Source organism: Cryobacterium sp. SO1 (assembly GCF_004210215.2).
Classification (GTDB): Bacteria; Actinomycetota; Actinomycetes; order Actinomycetales; family Microbacteriaceae; genus Cryobacterium.
The window spans coordinates 2847179-2863587 of sequence record NZ_CP067394.1 but is presented as its reverse complement, the minus strand read 5'-3'; the positions used below and the strand labels follow the sequence as shown (position 1 = coordinate 2863587).

At 66.9% G+C, this 16409-nt stretch carries 19 protein-coding genes; 8 read left to right on the top strand and 11 right to left on the bottom strand.

Annotated features, from left to right (window positions below; translation table 11 throughout):
• Positions 1 to 79: 79 nt before the first annotated feature.
• The 8 genes from BJQ95_RS13510 to BJQ95_RS13475 form a co-directional block, all read right to left on the bottom strand.
• Positions 80 to 340, bottom strand: a complete 261-nt coding sequence (locus BJQ95_RS13510) for a Txe/YoeB family addiction module toxin (RefSeq protein ID WP_130178713.1) — start codon at positions 338 to 340, stop codon at positions 80 to 82.
• A complete protein-coding gene (locus BJQ95_RS13505; RefSeq protein ID WP_130178714.1) occupies positions 337 to 588 on the bottom strand; it encodes a type II toxin-antitoxin system Phd/YefM family antitoxin in 252 nt (83 codons plus the stop codon). Before BJQ95_RS13505 ends, BJQ95_RS13510 begins: the two co-directional genes overlap by 4 nt.
• A 429-nt stretch (positions 589 to 1017) precedes the next feature.
• Positions 1018 to 1650 carry an HNH endonuclease family protein gene (locus tag BJQ95_RS13500; RefSeq protein ID WP_130178715.1) on the bottom strand — a complete coding sequence of 211 codons (633 nt, stop codon included), beginning with the start codon at positions 1648 to 1650 and terminating at the stop codon, positions 1018 to 1020.
• A gap of 258 nt (positions 1651 to 1908) precedes the next feature.
• Positions 1909 to 2289 (bottom strand): hypothetical protein, encoded by a 381-nt coding sequence (locus BJQ95_RS13495; RefSeq protein WP_130178716.1) that lies wholly within the window; start codon positions 2287 to 2289, stop codon positions 1909 to 1911.
• A complete protein-coding gene (locus BJQ95_RS13490) occupies positions 2286 to 2831 on the bottom strand; it encodes a DoxX family protein (RefSeq protein WP_130178717.1) in 546 nt (181 codons plus the stop codon). The genes BJQ95_RS13495 and BJQ95_RS13490 overlap by 4 nt, the downstream gene beginning before the upstream one ends.
• Before the next feature lie 17 nt (positions 2832 to 2848).
• Positions 2849 to 3838 carry a radical SAM protein gene (locus tag BJQ95_RS13485; RefSeq protein WP_205750202.1) on the bottom strand — a complete coding sequence of 330 codons (990 nt, stop codon included), beginning with the start codon at positions 3836 to 3838 and terminating at the stop codon, positions 2849 to 2851.
• 2 nt (positions 3839 to 3840) lie between these two features.
• Positions 3841 to 4665 carry a phosphate/phosphite/phosphonate ABC transporter substrate-binding protein gene (locus tag BJQ95_RS13480; protein ID WP_130178718.1) on the bottom strand — a complete coding sequence of 275 codons (825 nt, stop codon included), beginning with the start codon at positions 4663 to 4665 and terminating at the stop codon, positions 3841 to 3843.
• A 7-nt stretch (positions 4666 to 4672) separates the two neighbouring features.
• A complete protein-coding gene (locus tag BJQ95_RS13475) occupies positions 4673 to 5806 on the bottom strand; it encodes an acyl-CoA dehydrogenase family protein (protein ID WP_205750203.1) in 1134 nt (377 codons plus the stop codon).
• Between the two features lie 129 nt (positions 5807 to 5935).
• Between BJQ95_RS13475 and BJQ95_RS13470 the strand changes: the two genes are divergently transcribed.
• Positions 5936 to 6115, top strand: a complete 180-nt coding sequence (locus BJQ95_RS13470; RefSeq protein WP_130178740.1) for a Txe/YoeB family addiction module toxin — start codon at positions 5936 to 5938, stop codon at positions 6113 to 6115.
• Between the two features lie 151 nt (positions 6116 to 6266).
• On the opposite strand, the gene BJQ95_RS13465 is transcribed toward BJQ95_RS13470, so the two are convergent.
• A complete protein-coding gene (locus BJQ95_RS13465) occupies positions 6267 to 6875 on the bottom strand; it encodes an N-acetyltransferase (RefSeq protein WP_240694875.1) in 609 nt (202 codons plus the stop codon).
• Between the two features lie 266 nt (positions 6876 to 7141).
• Here BJQ95_RS13465 and BJQ95_RS13460 point away from each other — a divergent pair, with 266 nt between their 5' ends.
• From BJQ95_RS13460 to BJQ95_RS13450, 3 genes are all read left to right on the top strand, one after another.
• Positions 7142 to 8212 carry an extracellular solute-binding protein gene (locus tag BJQ95_RS13460; RefSeq protein WP_240694876.1) on the top strand — a complete coding sequence of 357 codons (1071 nt, stop codon included), beginning with the start codon at positions 7142 to 7144 and terminating at the stop codon, positions 8210 to 8212.
• 81 nt (positions 8213 to 8293) lie between these two features.
• Positions 8294 to 9304, top strand: a complete 1011-nt coding sequence (locus tag BJQ95_RS13455) for an ABC transporter ATP-binding protein (RefSeq protein ID WP_130178719.1) — start codon at positions 8294 to 8296, stop codon at positions 9302 to 9304.
• 9 nt (positions 9305 to 9313) lie between these two features.
• The gene (locus BJQ95_RS13450) at positions 9314 to 11161 is read left to right on the top strand and encodes an iron ABC transporter permease (RefSeq protein ID WP_130178720.1); all 1848 of its coding nucleotides are present in this window, start codon (positions 9314 to 9316) and stop codon (positions 11159 to 11161) included.
• Positions 11162 to 11318: 157 nt separating this feature from the next.
• Here BJQ95_RS13450 and BJQ95_RS13445 read toward each other — a convergent pair whose 3' ends face one another.
• The gene (locus BJQ95_RS13445) at positions 11319 to 11519 is read right to left on the bottom strand and encodes a hypothetical protein (RefSeq protein ID WP_130178721.1); all 201 of its coding nucleotides are present in this window, start codon (positions 11517 to 11519) and stop codon (positions 11319 to 11321) included.
• A 23-nt stretch (positions 11520 to 11542) separates the two neighbouring features.
• Complete coding sequence (locus tag BJQ95_RS13440) at positions 11543 to 12196, bottom strand: hypothetical protein (protein ID WP_130178722.1); 654 nt, start codon at positions 12194 to 12196, stop codon at positions 11543 to 11545.
• Positions 12197 to 12390: 194 nt separating this feature from the next.
• On the opposite strand from BJQ95_RS13440, the gene BJQ95_RS13435 reads away from it, so the two are divergent.
• From BJQ95_RS13435 to BJQ95_RS13420, 4 genes are all read left to right on the top strand, one after another.
• Positions 12391 to 12957 (top strand): hypothetical protein, encoded by a 567-nt coding sequence (locus BJQ95_RS13435; protein ID WP_240694877.1) that lies wholly within the window; start codon positions 12391 to 12393, stop codon positions 12955 to 12957.
• A 96-nt stretch (positions 12958 to 13053) separates the two neighbouring features.
• Positions 13054 to 13275 (top strand): DUF6290 family protein, encoded by a 222-nt coding sequence (locus BJQ95_RS13430; protein ID WP_130178723.1) that lies wholly within the window; start codon positions 13054 to 13056, stop codon positions 13273 to 13275.
• Positions 13272 to 13538: a type II toxin-antitoxin system RelE/ParE family toxin gene (locus BJQ95_RS13425; RefSeq protein WP_130178724.1), complete on the top strand. Its 267-nt coding sequence runs from the start codon at positions 13272 to 13274 to the stop codon at positions 13536 to 13538. Before BJQ95_RS13430 ends, BJQ95_RS13425 begins: the two co-directional genes overlap by 4 nt.
• Positions 13539 to 13829: 291 nt before the next feature.
• The gene (locus BJQ95_RS13420) at positions 13830 to 15971 is read left to right on the top strand and encodes a hypothetical protein (protein ID WP_205750204.1); all 2142 of its coding nucleotides are present in this window, start codon (positions 13830 to 13832) and stop codon (positions 15969 to 15971) included.
• The last annotated feature ends 438 nt before the right edge of the window (positions 15972 to 16409 follow it).

Genomic DNA, 16409 nt, shown 5'->3' with positions numbered 1-16409 from the left:
TCGCGGCCAGTCGGCCCATGGCCGAGGGTGCCACTGCCGGGAAAGAAGAGAACCTTGGACGGGCGGCGTGGATTTCTGGTCAGTAGTGTTCGCGGGCTTGCAGGATGACGATGCGGTCGTCGGTGACGTAGTAGACCAGGCGGTTCGTGTCGTCGATGCGGCGTGACCAAGCGCCGGAGAGAACGTGCCGAAGGGGCTCAGGCTTGCCGATGCCCGCGAACGGATCGCGCAGCGTGTCGGTGATCAGCTGATTGATCCGCTTGAGCGTCTTGCGGTCCTGGGTCTGCCAGTAAACGTAGTCCTCCCACCCATTCGGGTCGAAGGCGATCGTCCGACTCACGCGTCCAGTAGGTCGTGCTGCTCGAACTCGCCGCGCCGGACTCGCTCGATCGCTGCGAGCAACCGCTCCGCGTTCGCAGGGTTCCGCAGCAGGAAGGCCGTTTCGGTCAACGCGTCGTAGTCCTCCTTTGACAGGATGACCGCGTTTCCGTGCCGGGAGACGACCTCGATAGCGGTGTGGTCGTCGTTGACCTGCTGGATGAGTCCGAACAGGCTCTTGCGTGCTTCGGTCGCGGTGATCGCCGACATGATCGCCTCCTCTGAGTAGTACTTGATAGCGTACCAGTCAGAGCGGGGGTGACGGAAGCACGGTCAGCATGCCGGTGGGCAACTACTGCGTCGAATGGGTCGGACCGGACCGGCCCGGCCCGGCGCGGCGTGGAGTGAGCGTTCAGCTCGTCGACATCCGGGTGCTGGTGTGGGCGGCACTTCGCCCCCACCCCGACGGCCCGCTCACCTGGGCCGTCGACCGGGCCGACAGCCGGCACCGCCACCAGCTCGTCGCGGAGAACGCCGCCCCGGATCGGCGCAATGCTTCACGACAGGATTCCTGTCGCCGTCAGCACCGATCGCGATCATCGCCGCGGCCGTCAGCTGGGTACTCCTGTTCGCCGCCATAGTGGCGGTACCGAGGGTGCACCCTCGGTGCGATTGCACCTAAGTGGGTTGGTGCCGCCGTCAGCAGGTGGCCAGCATCGTGTTGATCGCAGTCTTCTCCGCGGAGTCCATTGACAGGCCCCATCCGTACTTCACGTGCACGACGTGCTTGGCGTAGGTGCAGTGGTAGGTGGCCAGCGGCGGCTGCCACTCCGCCGCGTCCCGGTCGGACTTTGACGCGTTGACATTGTCGGTGACCGCGATCAGTTGGCCGTCGCCGAGACTGTTGGCGAACTGCTGGCGCTTGCTCGTCGTCCAGGTCGAGGCTCCGGAGCCCCAGGCCTCGGACAGTGCGACGACGTGGTCGATGTCGACATCCGACGACGCGTAGTTCCAGGCGCCGTCATAGACGGAGTACCAGCTTCCCGAGGTCGCTGAACAGGTCGAGCTGGTCACGACGTCGACGCCATCCCGCTGGAGCGCGATCTCTTGTGCGTCGCAGCTACCGGACTGCGTGGACCAGTGCGGGAAGAGGTCTCGGGAGTACCCGGCCGAACTGGTCTCCACATTGGTGGGGATCGCGGCCAGCTCGCTGTTGATCGTGCTGAGCGCCGGCGGGTCCGGCGGGGAGGCGAAGGCCGGGGTGACCGTCAGTTGAGTCGCCACAACGACGAGTACACCCGTCAGTAGCAGGGCCGGGTATGGACGTGTCATCGAGACTCCTAGGATCGACCGCGAACCGGAATTATCGATTCATCGGATTGTCTCGATCCTCTCGGGTGGCAGGTCGGCACCGCAGGCCTTTCCAGGTGAACACCCGGCAACTTTCGAACGGGAGCGGGTAAGACCGCCCGCCTCGCACGTGACGGTGACGTGCAACAGAGGGGTGTTCGCTGCCTGTCGACTCAACGAAGAGTGCTTCCGAGGAGTATCAGGATGCATGTTGGAGATGGCCACTCAGCCTTCGTGTCTTCAACTACTCTTTGGCATTGGCCGCGAAGTGATCCAAATGGCGATGAGGGCGGTGCCGAGTCCGGTCATGAGGGCGGCGGCGTTGACAGAGCCGGAGATGATTCCGATAGTCGCATCGTAGGTGACGAGGCGCACCAGTCCGACGACGATAAGGATCGCGCCTGCTGCAAGCAGGAGCGCGGGCATTCGCAGGGCGCAGCCGAGCGCGGCGACGGCACCGAGTACGACCAGGACGAGTGCTTGCACAAGGCTGACCGATATGAACTGTAGCGGTGTGTAGTCAAGCAGCGAGAACAAGGAGCTGAGAGCCGTGAAACCGGCGACGATCAGGCCGCGGGTGCGCCAAAGCGCTGTGCTCCCGGTGGATGGGGTGGCGCTCATGAGAGGGCCATCGCGATCCGACCCGGCCGGCCTGTGCCGAGCGACCACCGGGGTCTCAGCAGCCCATCAACACCGGCGATCCTTCCGGCGGCGGTTGCCAGGATGACAAATTGCGCTGCGAACATCAGGTAGTAGCTCCATTGCCACTCCCCGGGAGTGTTCAGCACCGACAGGGTGATGGCAATGGTCTGGAGGATGCCGATGGCCGCCCAGAAGCGTGTCAGGAATCCCACCAGCAGGAACGCGCCGAGGCAGAATTCCACGATCAGCACACCCCAGCCGAAGAGCGCGAAGTTGGGAAAAATGACATTCTGCACCAGCCAGCTGAAGGCTCCGAGCACCGGATGCTGCACCGCATCCTCAGTGTATTGGTAGAGGCCTTTCTGGGAAGCTTGCCCGAAGTCGGGCGGGCGTTTCCAATTCACATTCTGTAGCCACATCAACCCCACTGCGATCCGCACTGCCGCGAGCACTGCACGAGTGAAACGCCCGGTCTCGATCTGGTTGATATCTGTCAGTGCGGTGGTGCGGGTGGTGGTCATGGCGTTCTCCTTTCGTTTCAGGCGCAGGCGAACATCGACGTGGCGGACGTTGCCGATGACCACTGTTGGGTGAAGAGTTCGCTGACCCGGTCGAGCGCGGGAGCCAGGGGGAGTATCTGACGACTCACGAGCGCGTCTTCGTCAAGGGCGGCGACGGGATGCCAGTAGATGCCGTCCGCGGTCACGGTCACCTCGGGGATCAGCGATTCGCGCGTGAATGCGACACCCTCTTCGGCGACGCCTTGGAGCGCGATGGGGCGGATAACCTGGTCGGCTCGCGGGATCCCGAGCCCGTCAAATAGCGCGTGCAGCTGATCGAGGGCCGGGTCGTCGTGCGCCGAGATCGTCGCGGCGACCCGCACGGTGAACCCCTCGTCGAGCGCTACTCGAATCCCGGCAAGGGCCCGTTTCCAGCTGCCGACACCGCGGTGGGAATCGTGCACCTCGGGAGTGGGTGAATCCACACTGATTTGGAGCGCGAAGCCTTGACGTGGCATCGCCTGTAGTTTGCGCAGCCCGAGGCCTCGGAACAGCATCCCGTTGGTCAGCAGTGTGGTCGGCAGCCGGTCGACGCAGGCTTGCACGATAACGGCGATGTCCGGCAGCAGGAACGGCTCGCCGCCGGTGAGATAAAGCTCCTTCACCCCCCAGTCGGCGGCCTCGGTGACGAGTGCCTGAATATTGTCGATGCCGAGCAGACGCGGATCGGCCTTCGGCGACGACGCGACGCAGCAGTAGTCGCAGGCCAGGTTGCAGTGAAAGTTGGTGTAAAGCCAGAGCCGCGCTCCGGGCATACGGTCGGCGGGGATCATGCTGCCGGGGTTGCGCGGCCGTCCTCGGCTCACGGTCACATGGCCGGTGTCCTGTTCGACCATCAGGGTGCTGACGACGGTGTTGCCTGTTTTCTCGCACCATCGGCGCACGAGTTCCAGTTCGGTGGCCGACGCCACCGCAAACTCTGCCGTGTCGCCTTCGGCCATTTTCTCCAGGGTGCGCATCAGCGCCATGACTACCATCGGGCGTCGACGCCCTGTTGCTTGATCGCCGCAAACAGTCCGTTGTAGCCCTCGAGGTGTGGTTCGACCCATCGGGTCAGACCCTCCAATTCGAGGATGCGACGGTGCGCTGGCACCTCCCAGTCCATGGCGAGCAGCTTCGCCACCCACGGTGCATAGACCGACTCGGGCAGGGTGTCGAGCGCGGTGAACATGCAGTGCGAGTAGGTCTCGGTCTGCCAGACCGGCTCCAGCATGCCCGGCATCAGGTCGCCGCGGCCGAGGTTCTCCCACACCGTGATACCTATCGCAGCGACATCAGCATCACCCGCAAGCACCGCATCGATCGCGTCCAGCTCACTGCGACCGGTGTCACCGTGCTTGCCGATGTCACTGTTGAAACGCTGTACGTGCATGTGATCGACATCCACCCCGGCTTCGCGCAGATAATGCAACGGCAGAATCGCGGCGTGCGCTGAGTCCGCCGATCCGAGTGCCAGGCGCCGAGTCGCGATATCGCCGGGCCCGGACCAGCCGCTTCCCGCTGCCGCGACGAACACCGTCGAAAATGTGGCGTCCGTGTCGCGCATGGCGAGTGGTCTCACGTGCCCGTCGGTCTGAAGCACGGACCGCGCATACGCAAGATTCGTGTTCCAGGCGATGTCGATCATCCCCGCCTGCAGCGCGTCGACCAAGCGGCCATAGTTCGAGAACAACACGAAATCCATCGCCGTTGCCGGTTCATCGAAATATTCGCGGATGCCTTCCCAGATGGGAACGACGTTGGGGGTGTAGGCGACCGCTCCGATGAGCAGGGGGGCTCCGACGAGTTTCGACATCAGAAACTCAGAACAGCGGAAGGCCGGTGACGGCCTTCCCGTAGAAGTCGTAGAGTACGTCGGCGGTCGGGGCCATGACCGACCCGGCGCGCGCATCCCGGAACGCGCGCTCGATAGGTAGGTGTTTTGAGAACGCCGCTCCGCCGCACACCCGCAGAGCCGATTCGGTGATGGTCAGCGCAGCGTCATTGGCGGAGGCCTTCACCCCGAGCACGAACAGCGGAGTGTCCTCGGCCGGGCTCGCCACCTTCGCGGCCGCCTGTGCAAGATAGGACTTCTGCGCCGTCAAGGCGATGCTCATCTTCGCGATCTGTGCCCGAATCGTCGGTAACGCGGACAGAGCCTGGTCCAGGTGCTCCAGCCGGGCACCGGTCACGTGTGCGACGGCGGCATCGACAGCGGCGGTGGAGAGTCCGAGCGACACTGCGGAGTTGCCCAGGTTGAACCAGGGAAGCACGGTGGCCATCATTGTGCCGAACCCGCTGCCCGGCTCACCGATACGATAACTGGCCGGAATTGTGACCGCGACCGTCATCGGGCTCGACGCATTGCCGCGCAGGCCCAGTCCGCTCCACGGGCCGGCAATGTCCAAACCCGGCGTCGAAGCCGGGATCGCGTACAGGTCAACGGCCTCCGGCTCGACCGCGCTTTTCGACGACATCACGTACACGTCGGCGTGCCCGGCCGAGGTCACCCAGCTTTTGTAGGCCGTGAAACGAAGGTCGTCCCCGTCGGCGATGGATTCAGACACGGGAGCCCAGAAGTGAGATCGCGACCCCTTCTCACTGAACGCGAGGGTGCCGAGCACCTCCCCGGAAGCCATCCGAGACAGGAGGTCCGGCATCGCGGCCGACGGAGCAGATGCCACCGTCACCGCGGCCGCGACATGCATCAGGTAGATCATCGCCGTTGAGCCGCACGCCGCCGCGATTGCGGTCAGCACCTCAGTGAACTCGACGGGCCCGGCCCCCATGCCGCCGGCCTCCTCGCTGATCACGAGGCCGAGCAGCCCGCTCGACCGGAGGGCCGCGACTGAATCAACGGGGTAGCTGCCATCGGCATCGACCTGTTGGGCGTGAGCGGCGGCTACCGCCGCTACCTGCGCCACAGCGTCTTCGATGGTCAACTGCGTCATGGTCATCTGGTCTCCTGGCATCGTTGCGCAAGTTTCTTGACACCGCTGCTGCGGGCCCGACCACACCAGTATGCCCCACAGGAATGTCAGGGCGGCAGAGAATTCCTTACAGGTGTCTAACGGCGGTCGACAGGCCTGACACTGACTGCCGCCGGACTGCGCAACGGCAACGAAGGCATCGGCAAACCCGACCCCCTCAAGAACGGCTTCCATGGGTATTGGTCACGTCGGATTACCGACGAACACCGCCTGATCTACACGGTCGAGACCGACGACCTCCGTGTCGCCGGATGCAGGGACCACCATGGGCGCTGACACACCGCTCGCAACACCAACGCTCAGCGGACAGTCCGGGCAGGAGTGGAGGCTGCTGGCAAAGCCGTCGGGAGCGCTCGATAGTGCTGTCCGTGCGAAGCGGTGAGCGCTGCCGGCACGCCTTGTCGGCTTCCCTGCCGCCTGCAGAATCCTAGATCTCCGCGTCGGTGCGGATGCCGAGTACGGTCTCGTTGGTCGGGTCGATCGGGAGCGGGCGGAAGCCGACCCGCGAGTAGAAGGCCCTCGCCCCGAGGTTGTGGATGCCGACGCCGAGGTGCACTCCCGGCACGTCACGTTCCCGCAGCGCGGCGAGCAGCGTGCGCAGGAGGATTCGGCCCAAGCCCTGGCCCTGGAGCTGAGGGAGCAGGTCGATGTGTAGGTGTGCCGGAAAGAGTTCGGTTCCGGGAGTGATCATCGAATCCGGGTTGTGGCCGCGTGCGACCATCTTCTGGTTAGCGGTCACCGCCGGTTCGACGAGGGGATATCGGGCGTCGAATCGGGGCAGCCAGTCCTCGCGGTACTGCTTTACGAACGAGCTCGTATTCGCAGTCCCCACAAGGTAGCCGGAGACCCGGTCGCCGGTGTCCACCACGAACGCGAGTTCCGGTTCGAACGTCGCGTACGGGGCGGCGAAGATGTCCCCGAGCAGGTTGTCCGATTCGTACTGGCCCGTCGCGTCGCCGCCGGACGCTCCGGTGCGCACGCAGATCTCGTAGAGGTCGGTGAGGTCCCTCGGTTCGTATGGGCGTATCCGGTTCACCCGTTGAGTCTCTGCCCCCGGGAGGGAGCGGGTCAAGGGAAGATGACACGTTATAAACCCGGCACTATTGCTATGCGGCGCCCTCGATCGGTGTGAATCGGATGCCCCATCCGCCGATGTACAACGAACAAACACGAGGCGAACAGTCACTCGAACGGACAGGGGCCGGTTTCGCACCGCCGTAGCGTGAAGTGACGATTGCCAGACGCAGATACGGCCGGTGAGCGCCCTCGGCGCCCTCGCGGCCTGGAATAGGACGAACACAATTGCACAAGCGCACCTTCAAGACGGCCTCCGTTGCCACCCTCATCCTCAGCACCCTGGTGCTGGCGTCGTGTGCCATGGCGGACGCCGGCTCCGGTGATGGCGGCGACGCCGGTGGCACCCTGATCGTCTACACGAACTCCAACGGCGACGGTCGCGGCGAATGGGTCACCGCGCAGGCCAAGGAAGCCGGCATCGACATCGAGATCGTGGGCCTGGGCGGCGCCGACCTGGCCAACCGCATCGTGGCCGAGAAGAACAACCCGGTGGGCGACGTGGTGTTCGGCCTGAACAACATGTTCTTCGAAACCCTCAAAGACGAAGAGGCCGTCAGCGCGTACGAGCCGTCGTGGTCGGCCGAGGTCGACCAGGAGTCCGGCGACCCGAAGGACGGCCTGTTCTGGCCGCTGGTGGAGCAGGCCATCGTCACGGTCTACGACACCAACAAGATCCCCGCCGCCGACGCCCCCACCGAGGTGGCCGACCTGTGGCAGGACCCCGCTTACGACGGCCGCTACGAAGTGAACACCGCCCTCGGTCAGGCCACCCCGCAGCTGGTGCTCGCCGGCCTGCTGGCGCCGTACCTCGACGAAGACGGCGACCTCGGCGTCTCCGACGAGGGCTGGGACCAGGTGAAGGAGTACTACGCGAATGGCTCGCCTTCCGAAGAGGGCACCGATCTGTACGCCCGCATGGCCCGCGGCGACGTCGACTTCGGCGTGCTGCCGTCCAGCGGCATCACCAGCCGTGACGCCGAGTACGGCACCACGACCGGCGTGATCAGCCCGGCGGATGGCGTGCCGTACGTGACCGAGCAGATCGCCGTGATCGCCGGCACCCCGCGTGAAGCCGCGGCCGAGAAGTTCATCGACTGGTTCGGCAGCGCCGAGACCCAGGGCAAGTTCGCGGCCGAGTTCGCGTCGTACCCGGTGAACGAGAAGGCTCGCGCCGAGGCGCTGCCCGAGGTGGTGGAGCTGATCGAGTCGCTGCCCAAGCAGGACATCGACTACGCGCTCACCCGCGAGAACATCGGCTCCTGGGTGGAGAAGACCGAGCTCGAGTACCTGCCGTAACCGGCGGTCGCACTCCGCTCATCCCTCGCCGGCACCCGAGGCCGCCGTTGCCCGTCGAAGACCGCACGAGAGAGCATCACCATGATCAGGTTCGAGAACATCGAGGTCACCTTCGGCGAGCAGGTCGCCATTCCGCAGCTGAACCTTCGGGTGGAGCAGGGTGAGTTCTTCACCCTGCTCGGCCCGTCGGGCTGCGGCAAGACCACGGCGCTGCGCACCCTCGCGGGCTTCATCGAGCCCAGCGCGGGGGAGATCTACATCGACGGCAAGGCGGCCAGCAAGCTGCCCAGCGAGAAGCGCAGCGTGGGCATGGTGTTCCAGAACTACGCCCTGTTTCCCAGCATGAGCGTGCGGGAGAACATCGGATTCGGCCTCAAGGTGCGGAAGACGGCGAAGGCCGAAACCGACCGGCTGGTCGACGAAATCGCCGCGCAGGTGGAGCTCACCCCGGAGCAGCTGACCAAGAACGTGTCCGAGCTGTCCGGCGGTCAGCAGCAGCGGGTGGCCATCGCCCGGGCGCTGGTGCTCAAGCCCCGCATCCTGCTGCTGGACGAACCGCTCTCCAATCTCGACGCCAAGCTGCGTGTGCAGCTGCGCGAGCAGCTGAAGAACCTGCAGCGGGAGCTGGGCATCACCACGGTGTACGTGACCCACGACCAGGAGGAAGCCCTCACCATGAGCGACCGGATCGCCGTGTTCAACCACGGCGTGGTGGAGCAGGTGGGCACCCCGGAGGAGATCTACAACCGCTCGGCCACCGAGTTCGTCGCCACGTTCGTGGGCGCCACGAACCGGCTCTCCGGCGAGTTCCTGCAGCACCTGCGGGGCAGCGGCGGGGAGTTCCTCGCCGCCGGGAAGAGCTCCTACCTGCGGCTGGAGAAGGTGGGGTTGCAGCCGCCGGCGCGCGGCGCATCCATTCGGCTGGACGGCGTGATCGCTGACCGGGTCTACCAGGGCTCGCACAGCACCTACACGATCGACAGCAACGGCAGCCGGCTGCGGGCGCTGGTTCCCGAGAACGGGGCGCTGCCGCTCGCGCCGGGTGCCAAGGCGCAGCTCTACATCGACCCGTCGTCGATCCTGCAGTACTAGGGGCATCGGATGCGTAACTCCTCCTGGCGGGCGATGCTCCGCTCCCCACTCGTCGTCGTGGTGCTGGTGGTACTGGTCTGGTTCGTGGCCACTTTCCTCGTGCTGCCCAACGCCACCCTGCTGATCAGCACCTTCTTTCCCGACGGGACGATCAGCTTTCGGGCGCTGGAGAAATTGGTCAGCTCCGAGCGGGCGATCAACAGCCTCTGGCACAGCTTCGCGCTGGCCGCGACCCTGGCCGTGACGGTGAACGTGGTGGGCATTTTCATCGTGCTGGTCACCGACTACTTCACCATTCGCGGCTCCCGGGTGCTTTGGCTCGGCTACGCCACCACCCTGATCTACGGCGGCATCGTGCTGGCGGCCGGGTACAACTTCATCTACGGCAAGTACGGTTTCATCACCAACGCGGTGCGGAACGTCGTCCCCGACATCGACCCGAATTGGTTCTCCGGCTACTTCGCGGTGGTCGTGGTGATGACCCTGGCCACCACCACGAACCACATGCTGTTCCTGGGCTCCTCGCTGGCGAAGATCGACTACCAGACCATCGAAGCCGCCCGCAATATGGGCGCGTCGACCTGGCGCATCCTCTGGCGGATCGTTTTGCCGGCCCTTCGCCCGATGATCTTCGCCGTCACCGTGCTCACCTTCCTCACCGGGCTCGGCGCGTTGACCGCGCCCCTGGTGCTCGGCGGCACCGACTTCCAGACCATCGCCCCGATGATCCTCACCTTCTCCAAGAGCAGCGGCTCCCGCGACCTGGCCGCGCTGCTGGCGATCATCCTGGGCCTGGCCACGATCGTGCTGCTGGCGATGATGAACCGGGTGGAGAAGAGCGGCACCTACTTCTCGGTGGCCAAGGTGGCCACCCCGTTGCAGAAGCAGCCGATCCGCAACCCGGTGGCGAACGTGCTCGTGCACGTGGTCGCGTATGTGTTGTTCGTGATCTACGCGCTGCCGGTGCTGTTGATCGTGCTGTTCTCGTTTCTCGAGGCCACCGCGATCAGCACCGGCACCATCACCTGGGACGCCTTCACGCTGGCCAACTACGCCACCGTGTTCGGCACCCCCGCGGTGCTGAAACCCTTTGTGGTGAGCGTGGTCTATAGCGCTCTGGCGTCGCTGATCGTGGTGCTGGGCATGCTGTTCGTCGCCCGGGTGTTCCAGAAACACCGGAACCCGGTGACATCGCTGCTGGAATACCTGCTGCACATCCCGTGGATCCTGCCGACGATCCTCATTGCGCTGGCGCTGGTGATGACCTTCGACCGGCCCAACCCGCTGATCGGCGGGCAGGTGCTCACCGGCACCACGATGCTGCTGCTGGTGGCGTACGTGATCATCAAGATCCCGTTCACGCTGCGGCTGCTCAAGGCGGCGTTCGCGTCGGTGCCCGAATCCCTCGAGGATGCCGCGCGCATCCTCGGCGCCGGCCCGCTGTTCACCCTGCGCACCGTGCTGGTGCCGCTGGTGCTGCCCACCGCCGCGGCCATCACCGCGCTCAACTTCAACAGCCTGCTGGATGACTACGACGCGGCCGTGTTCCTCTACCACCCGCTCTACGAGCCGCTGGGTCTCGCTATTCGGGCGAGCACCGAGGGGGAGAACAACCTCGACGCCATGTCGATCACCTTCGTGTACACGGTGCTGTTGATGATCATCATGGCGTTCACCATGTGGTTGGTTTACGGGCGCGGGGGAGCGTCCCGGCGGCGGCGTGGGCGGCGGCTCGGTCGGCCGCGGGGTGGTGCGGGTGCGGGTGCGGCTGCCGGGCCGGTGCCGGTGCCGGTCGCTGCCGCGGCCGTGCCGGCAGTGGCGCCCGCGCCTGCAACTGCGCCCACTCCGCAACCGTAGCGACCCTGGTCGGTGTAGCCGTGCGCTGGGCGGGTGCTGCGGGGCCCCATCGCACAGGTGCCCGGGCGTGCAAGAGACACCGGATGCTGCGGTGACGAGGACCGTCGGCGGCGCTCACGGCGCAGCTCGGCCTGCTGGTGATTGTCGGGGTGCTCGGCTAGTCCTGGTGGCGACGGAGACGGACGATCCAGCCGGATAGCAGCACCACGATCACAACCATGCCGACCGTGAGCCCGGAGCCCGTCCGCGAGAGTTGCGCGCCGGTCTCCGTATCGACACCGGCGATGAAGCTGGTCACGAGCAATCCGGCAGTCACAACCAAAGCCAGCACTGCAATTGACAGGACCACCTTGGCCACGACAAGGCTTCTTGCGATACTCATTACTGCCCCCAGCATGTCGGCGGTGCCAGAGGACTGCCGCCGTTCAGATAGATCGATCCGGTGCCGCTGGCATCACGGCAGATGTTCAAGAAGCCCACGCCGAGTGCGGCGACAGCAGCCACCACGCCGACCACAGCCGCAGCGGGTAGACCGGCGACGGTCAGCGCTGACGCGGCGGCGTAGACGCCGCCTCCCGCAGCCGCGATGCCCACCCCGTTGATGAAGGCGCTCGTGCCGCACGAATCCAGCGCTACCTGCGAACCGAACCAATACAATCCGGTGTAGCCGCTGGTTCCCTCGCAGGCGGCAAGGGCCGCGAGCCCTTCGGTGGCGGCGTCCTGGGTGAGAGCGGATGCGTGCGCTGTCGTCACGTCGGCCAGGGTACCGCCCGCGGCCACAAACGACGTGGAGTACTCAACGATGGACGCGTCGGATGCCCCGAGCGTCGACGCGAGTGCGGCGTCGAAACTTGTGTGGTCGCCGGTGTGGCTAGCAGCCAGGAGCGCCTCCAGATTGGCCGTCTCCGAGGCCGGGAGAGCCGAAGTCGGAGGCGCTTCCGCTGCAGCGTTGGCGGCCACCGGGGCGCCGAAACCAAGGAGGAGTGCGAGCGGGAGTGCGAAGATTAGCTTCTTCATCTGCGATTCAGATGTCATGTGCATTGTGCACCTTCCGTGTCGAGGTGACGCCCGCAACCATCCACGCATTCCCTCTGGATTGATAGTCGGCGTAAGTGACGACTTGTGGGGCGGGGAGGATCGTTGCTACCGTGCAGCTACAGCGCACTGAGTTTGGCGACGGCGCCGCGGCGCCCTATCGCAGGAGCCCGGGCCCCGGCTACCGTGCAGGCGTGCGCGAGACATCGGATGTGGCGGTGACGGAGGACCGTCGGCGCCGCGACGTGCCCACCGGGGTGATCATGGTGGGCATGGCCGCCATCGCCTGGTGGCCGGCGTTCACCCTGGGTGCCTGGGGCGAGATCTTCTTCGACGATATCCTGGCGCTCTGGGCCGCATCCGTTGCCGCCCTGGTCTTCGTGCTCGTCGAGCGGCGTCCCCTGCGCGGCAGGCTTGCCCGCGCGGGTCTGTTGCTGCTGCCCTCGGTCTGGCTGCTGCTCAGCTTCGTCGCCCACGACACGGTGACCGATGTCAGTATCGCCCTGTTGGACCTGGCGGCGTTCGCGGCCGTGATCGTGGGCATCCCGTTCACCCTGTGGGTGCTGGTGCGCATCGTGTGGCCCGACTTCGCGGCAGGCACCCCGCTGCGGTCGAAGTGGCTCATCGCCGTGGTCGTGCTCGGCATCGTCATCGCGTCGTACGTGCTCGGCGCCAACCAGGCCCGGTTTCTCAGCTGTGGGGACTTCGCGATCAGCGGGAACTCGCCCCCGGCAGGGTGCAGCCCGGCGAATGCTCGGTGAGTGGCCGGCAGCCCGGCTGCTCGGGCAGAGACTGGACGGACTTTAGAGATGGTCGTATCCTTTGTGTAAACATGTCTTATCTATGGAGGTGGCACCGTGACGATCTCGATCCGGCTCACGCTCGATGAAGAAGAGCGCCTGGAGAAGCTGTCGCAGCGCACGGGGCGCTCCAAGAGCTTCTATGTGCGAGCCGCACTCCGCGCGCATCTGACCGACCTTGAGGATGCCTTCGTGGCGGACGAGGCAGTGGATGCTTTTGAGGCAGCCGACCGTCGCTCCCGACCGCTCTCGGAGCTGAAGGCCGAGTCTGACTTGTGACCGCCCGGTGGCACGTTGAGACCACCGAGCAATTTGATCGTCAGTTCCGCAGGTTGGACCGCGCTGTGCAGCGGCGAGTTCTGACGTACCTCGAAGGCGTCGAACACCTCGACGATCCACGCCAACGCGGGAAAGGCTTGACTGCCAGCCACTCCGGCGTGTGGCGCTACCGCGTGGGGGACTATCGCATTCTCGCCCAGATTCGGGACGACACGATGGTTGTCCTTGCCCTGACCGTGGATCACCGCAAGGACGCCTACTGACCCGGCCCCGGTCGGGCAGGACCGCCGGGGACGCTCTCAACGTGCGCGTCGTTCTCACCCGGAACGCCGTCGCCGCACCCCGGATGGGCGACCGCACCCGCTATAGCGGCTGCGGTGACCGGTAGGAGGTGCGGGCACCGCGGCGGGCGTGCTGAGCGCTTCGACCCGGGTGTCACAGGTTCACCCCGTGTGTCGCGGGAGGGCGGTCGGGGTCACCGCGGCGCATCCGTTACGGCGGTCGAAGTGAGATTTACTCTTGACTCGGCCCAACTTAACCGGTTTAGTTGACCCATGACGTACAACGAAGTCCGATCAAGCTCCTATCCATGCACCCACTCCCGGGCGGGCCGGTTCGCCCTGGCCGCGACCCTGTCGGTCGCCCTCGTGGGCACCGGCGCGCTGGGGATCGCCCCGGCCTCGGCGGTCGCCCCGACGGCGGGCAGCGGCCCGGCGACGCTGCCGGCGGCCGACGCATCCGCCCCGCTGACCAACCTCAGCCACCTCAATTTTCTGTTGGCTGAGGTGCCGCTGCCCGTGCTCGCCGGGCACACCACCTACCGGGCCGCGGAGGACCCGGTGGTGGAGGCGCCGTGGACCTACGCCGACAAGAACGACGACGGCAGCTACACGCCGATCGGCGGCGGCGACCTCGACCCGGCCACCGGGAATTACACGCAGGGCGCGTTCAACGCCGACGATACCTCCCGCGCGGCGGTGGTCTACCTGCGGCACTGGCAGCAGACCGGCGACACCGAAAGCCGCGACCACGCCTTTCAGACGCTGCGCTCGCTCACCTACCTGCAGACCGCCGAGGGGCCGGGCGCCGGCAACGTGGTGCTCTGGCAGCAGGCCAACGGCAGCCTGAATCCCAGCGCCGAGCCGGTGGAGCTGCCCGACCCCAGCGACTCGGCGGAGTCCTACTGGCTGGCCCGCACGGTGTGGGCGCTCGGCGAGGGCTACGCCGCGTTCGTGGATGAAGACCCCGAGTTCGCCGCGTTCCTCGAGGAGCGCCTGGACCTGAGCTTGGCCGCGCTGAACCGCGGGTCACTCGGCGAGTATCCCGCGTATGACGTGGCTGACGGTGACCAGGTGCCGGCCTGGTTGATCGCCGACGGGGCGGATGCCTCGGCCGAGGCTGTGCTCGGCCTCGCCGCGTACCTGCAGGCCGGGGCCACCGGGCCCACCGCCGCCACCGCCGAGACCGCGCTGGCCCAGCTCAGCGAGGGCATCGCGGCGATGTCCACCGTGGAGGGCGCTGGCGGCGACTGGCCGTTCGGCGCGATCATGCCGTGGACCAAGTCGCCCAGCCTGTGGCACGCCTGGGGCGGGCTGGCCCCCGCGGCGGCCGCGGTCGCATCCGAGGTGCTCGACGACCCGGCGCTGCTCGCCGCCGCGGTGCAGGACACCGCCCAGTTCACCCCGCAGCTGCTCGCCGCGGGCGGACCGGACAACGCCTGGTCGCCGACCCCCGGTGAGGCGCAGATCGCGTACGGCGTCGACTCCCGGCTGCAGAGCTTGGTCGCCACCGCCGACGCCGCGGATGCCCCGGGGCTGCTGAACGTGGCCGCGATCACGGCCGGCTGGTACTTCGGCGCGAATCGCAGCGGCCTGCCGGCGTACGACCCGGCCACGGGCACCGCGATCGACGGCATCGAACGCGACGGCCGGGTGAACACCAACTCCGGTGCCGAGTCGACCATCCACGCGCTGTTCTCGATGCTCACGCTCGACGCTCACCCCGAGCTCAAGGCGGCCGCCCTGGGCGTCGACGCCACGGTGGGCACGCACGGGCTGAGCGTGGTCGAGGCCGAGTCCGGGGTTGTCACCGGCGGCACGGTCACCACGCCGGCCTCCGCCTGGACGGGCGAGGCCAACTGGTCCGGCGGCGCCTACGTGGAACTGGCCGCGGGCGGCACGCTGCGCATCACGGTGCCGGCCGACGACCAGGCCCGCCGGGTGCATCCGATCGTGAACCAGGCCGTCGACCCGGCCGGCATCACGACCTGGAGCACGGGCAAGTCGGCGTCGCTCGGAACCACCGCCAACGGCGGCGCCGGTGAACAGGGCGTCACCGAGGCGCCCGGCCAGCTGCTACCCCTGCCGCTGACCAACACCCTGCCGGGCCGTTCGACCGAGGTCGTCGGCTCGACGGATGCGGCGGTGCAGCTGGACGCCCTGCTGATCCAGCCGCTGATCTCCACGGTCACGGTGACCGGGCCGGCCGGCGACTCGACGCTTTTCGTGAGCGCCGACACGGCCGACTCCGAGCGCCGCATCGACGTGCCGCGCGGCACGCAGCTCGTGCAGCAGGCGTTCGACGCCACCGGGCAGCCGGTCGCCGACGCGCCTGAGGGCAAGGGCGATGCGCGCAGTGGCAAGGTGTTCATCGCCGCCGGCGGGTTCACCCAGGTGTGGTTCGAGGCGCGGAAGTAGGTTTCCCGCGAGGGGGCGCCGGGTTGCGCGTGGTGTGCGCGACCGGGGTGCCCCGTTCTCGCCGTGGGCGGTCGCCGTGGGGTGAGCACCGTGGGCGTCACTGTGGGGCGTCACCGTGGGATGAGCACCGTGGGGCGTCGGCGTGGGGCGTCGCCGTGGGGTGAGCACCGTGGGGCGTCGGCGTGGGGCGTCGCCGTGGGCGTCACCGTGGGGTGAGCACCGTGGGGTGAGCACCCTGCCGAGGCGCGATGTGGCGGGGTAGGCGCGATGTGCGGGGTAGGCGCCGGTGTGCTGGTGGCGCGCCACGCGCATAGCGGCGCCTACCCCGCCTGAGGGGTTTTTCGACCCGCGCGGCGGCGCCTTTCGTCGCGTGCCGAAGGCCGTTTGCCCGCGCCGAGCGCCTTAACCCGCCCCGAAGGGGTTCTCGACCCGCGCCGA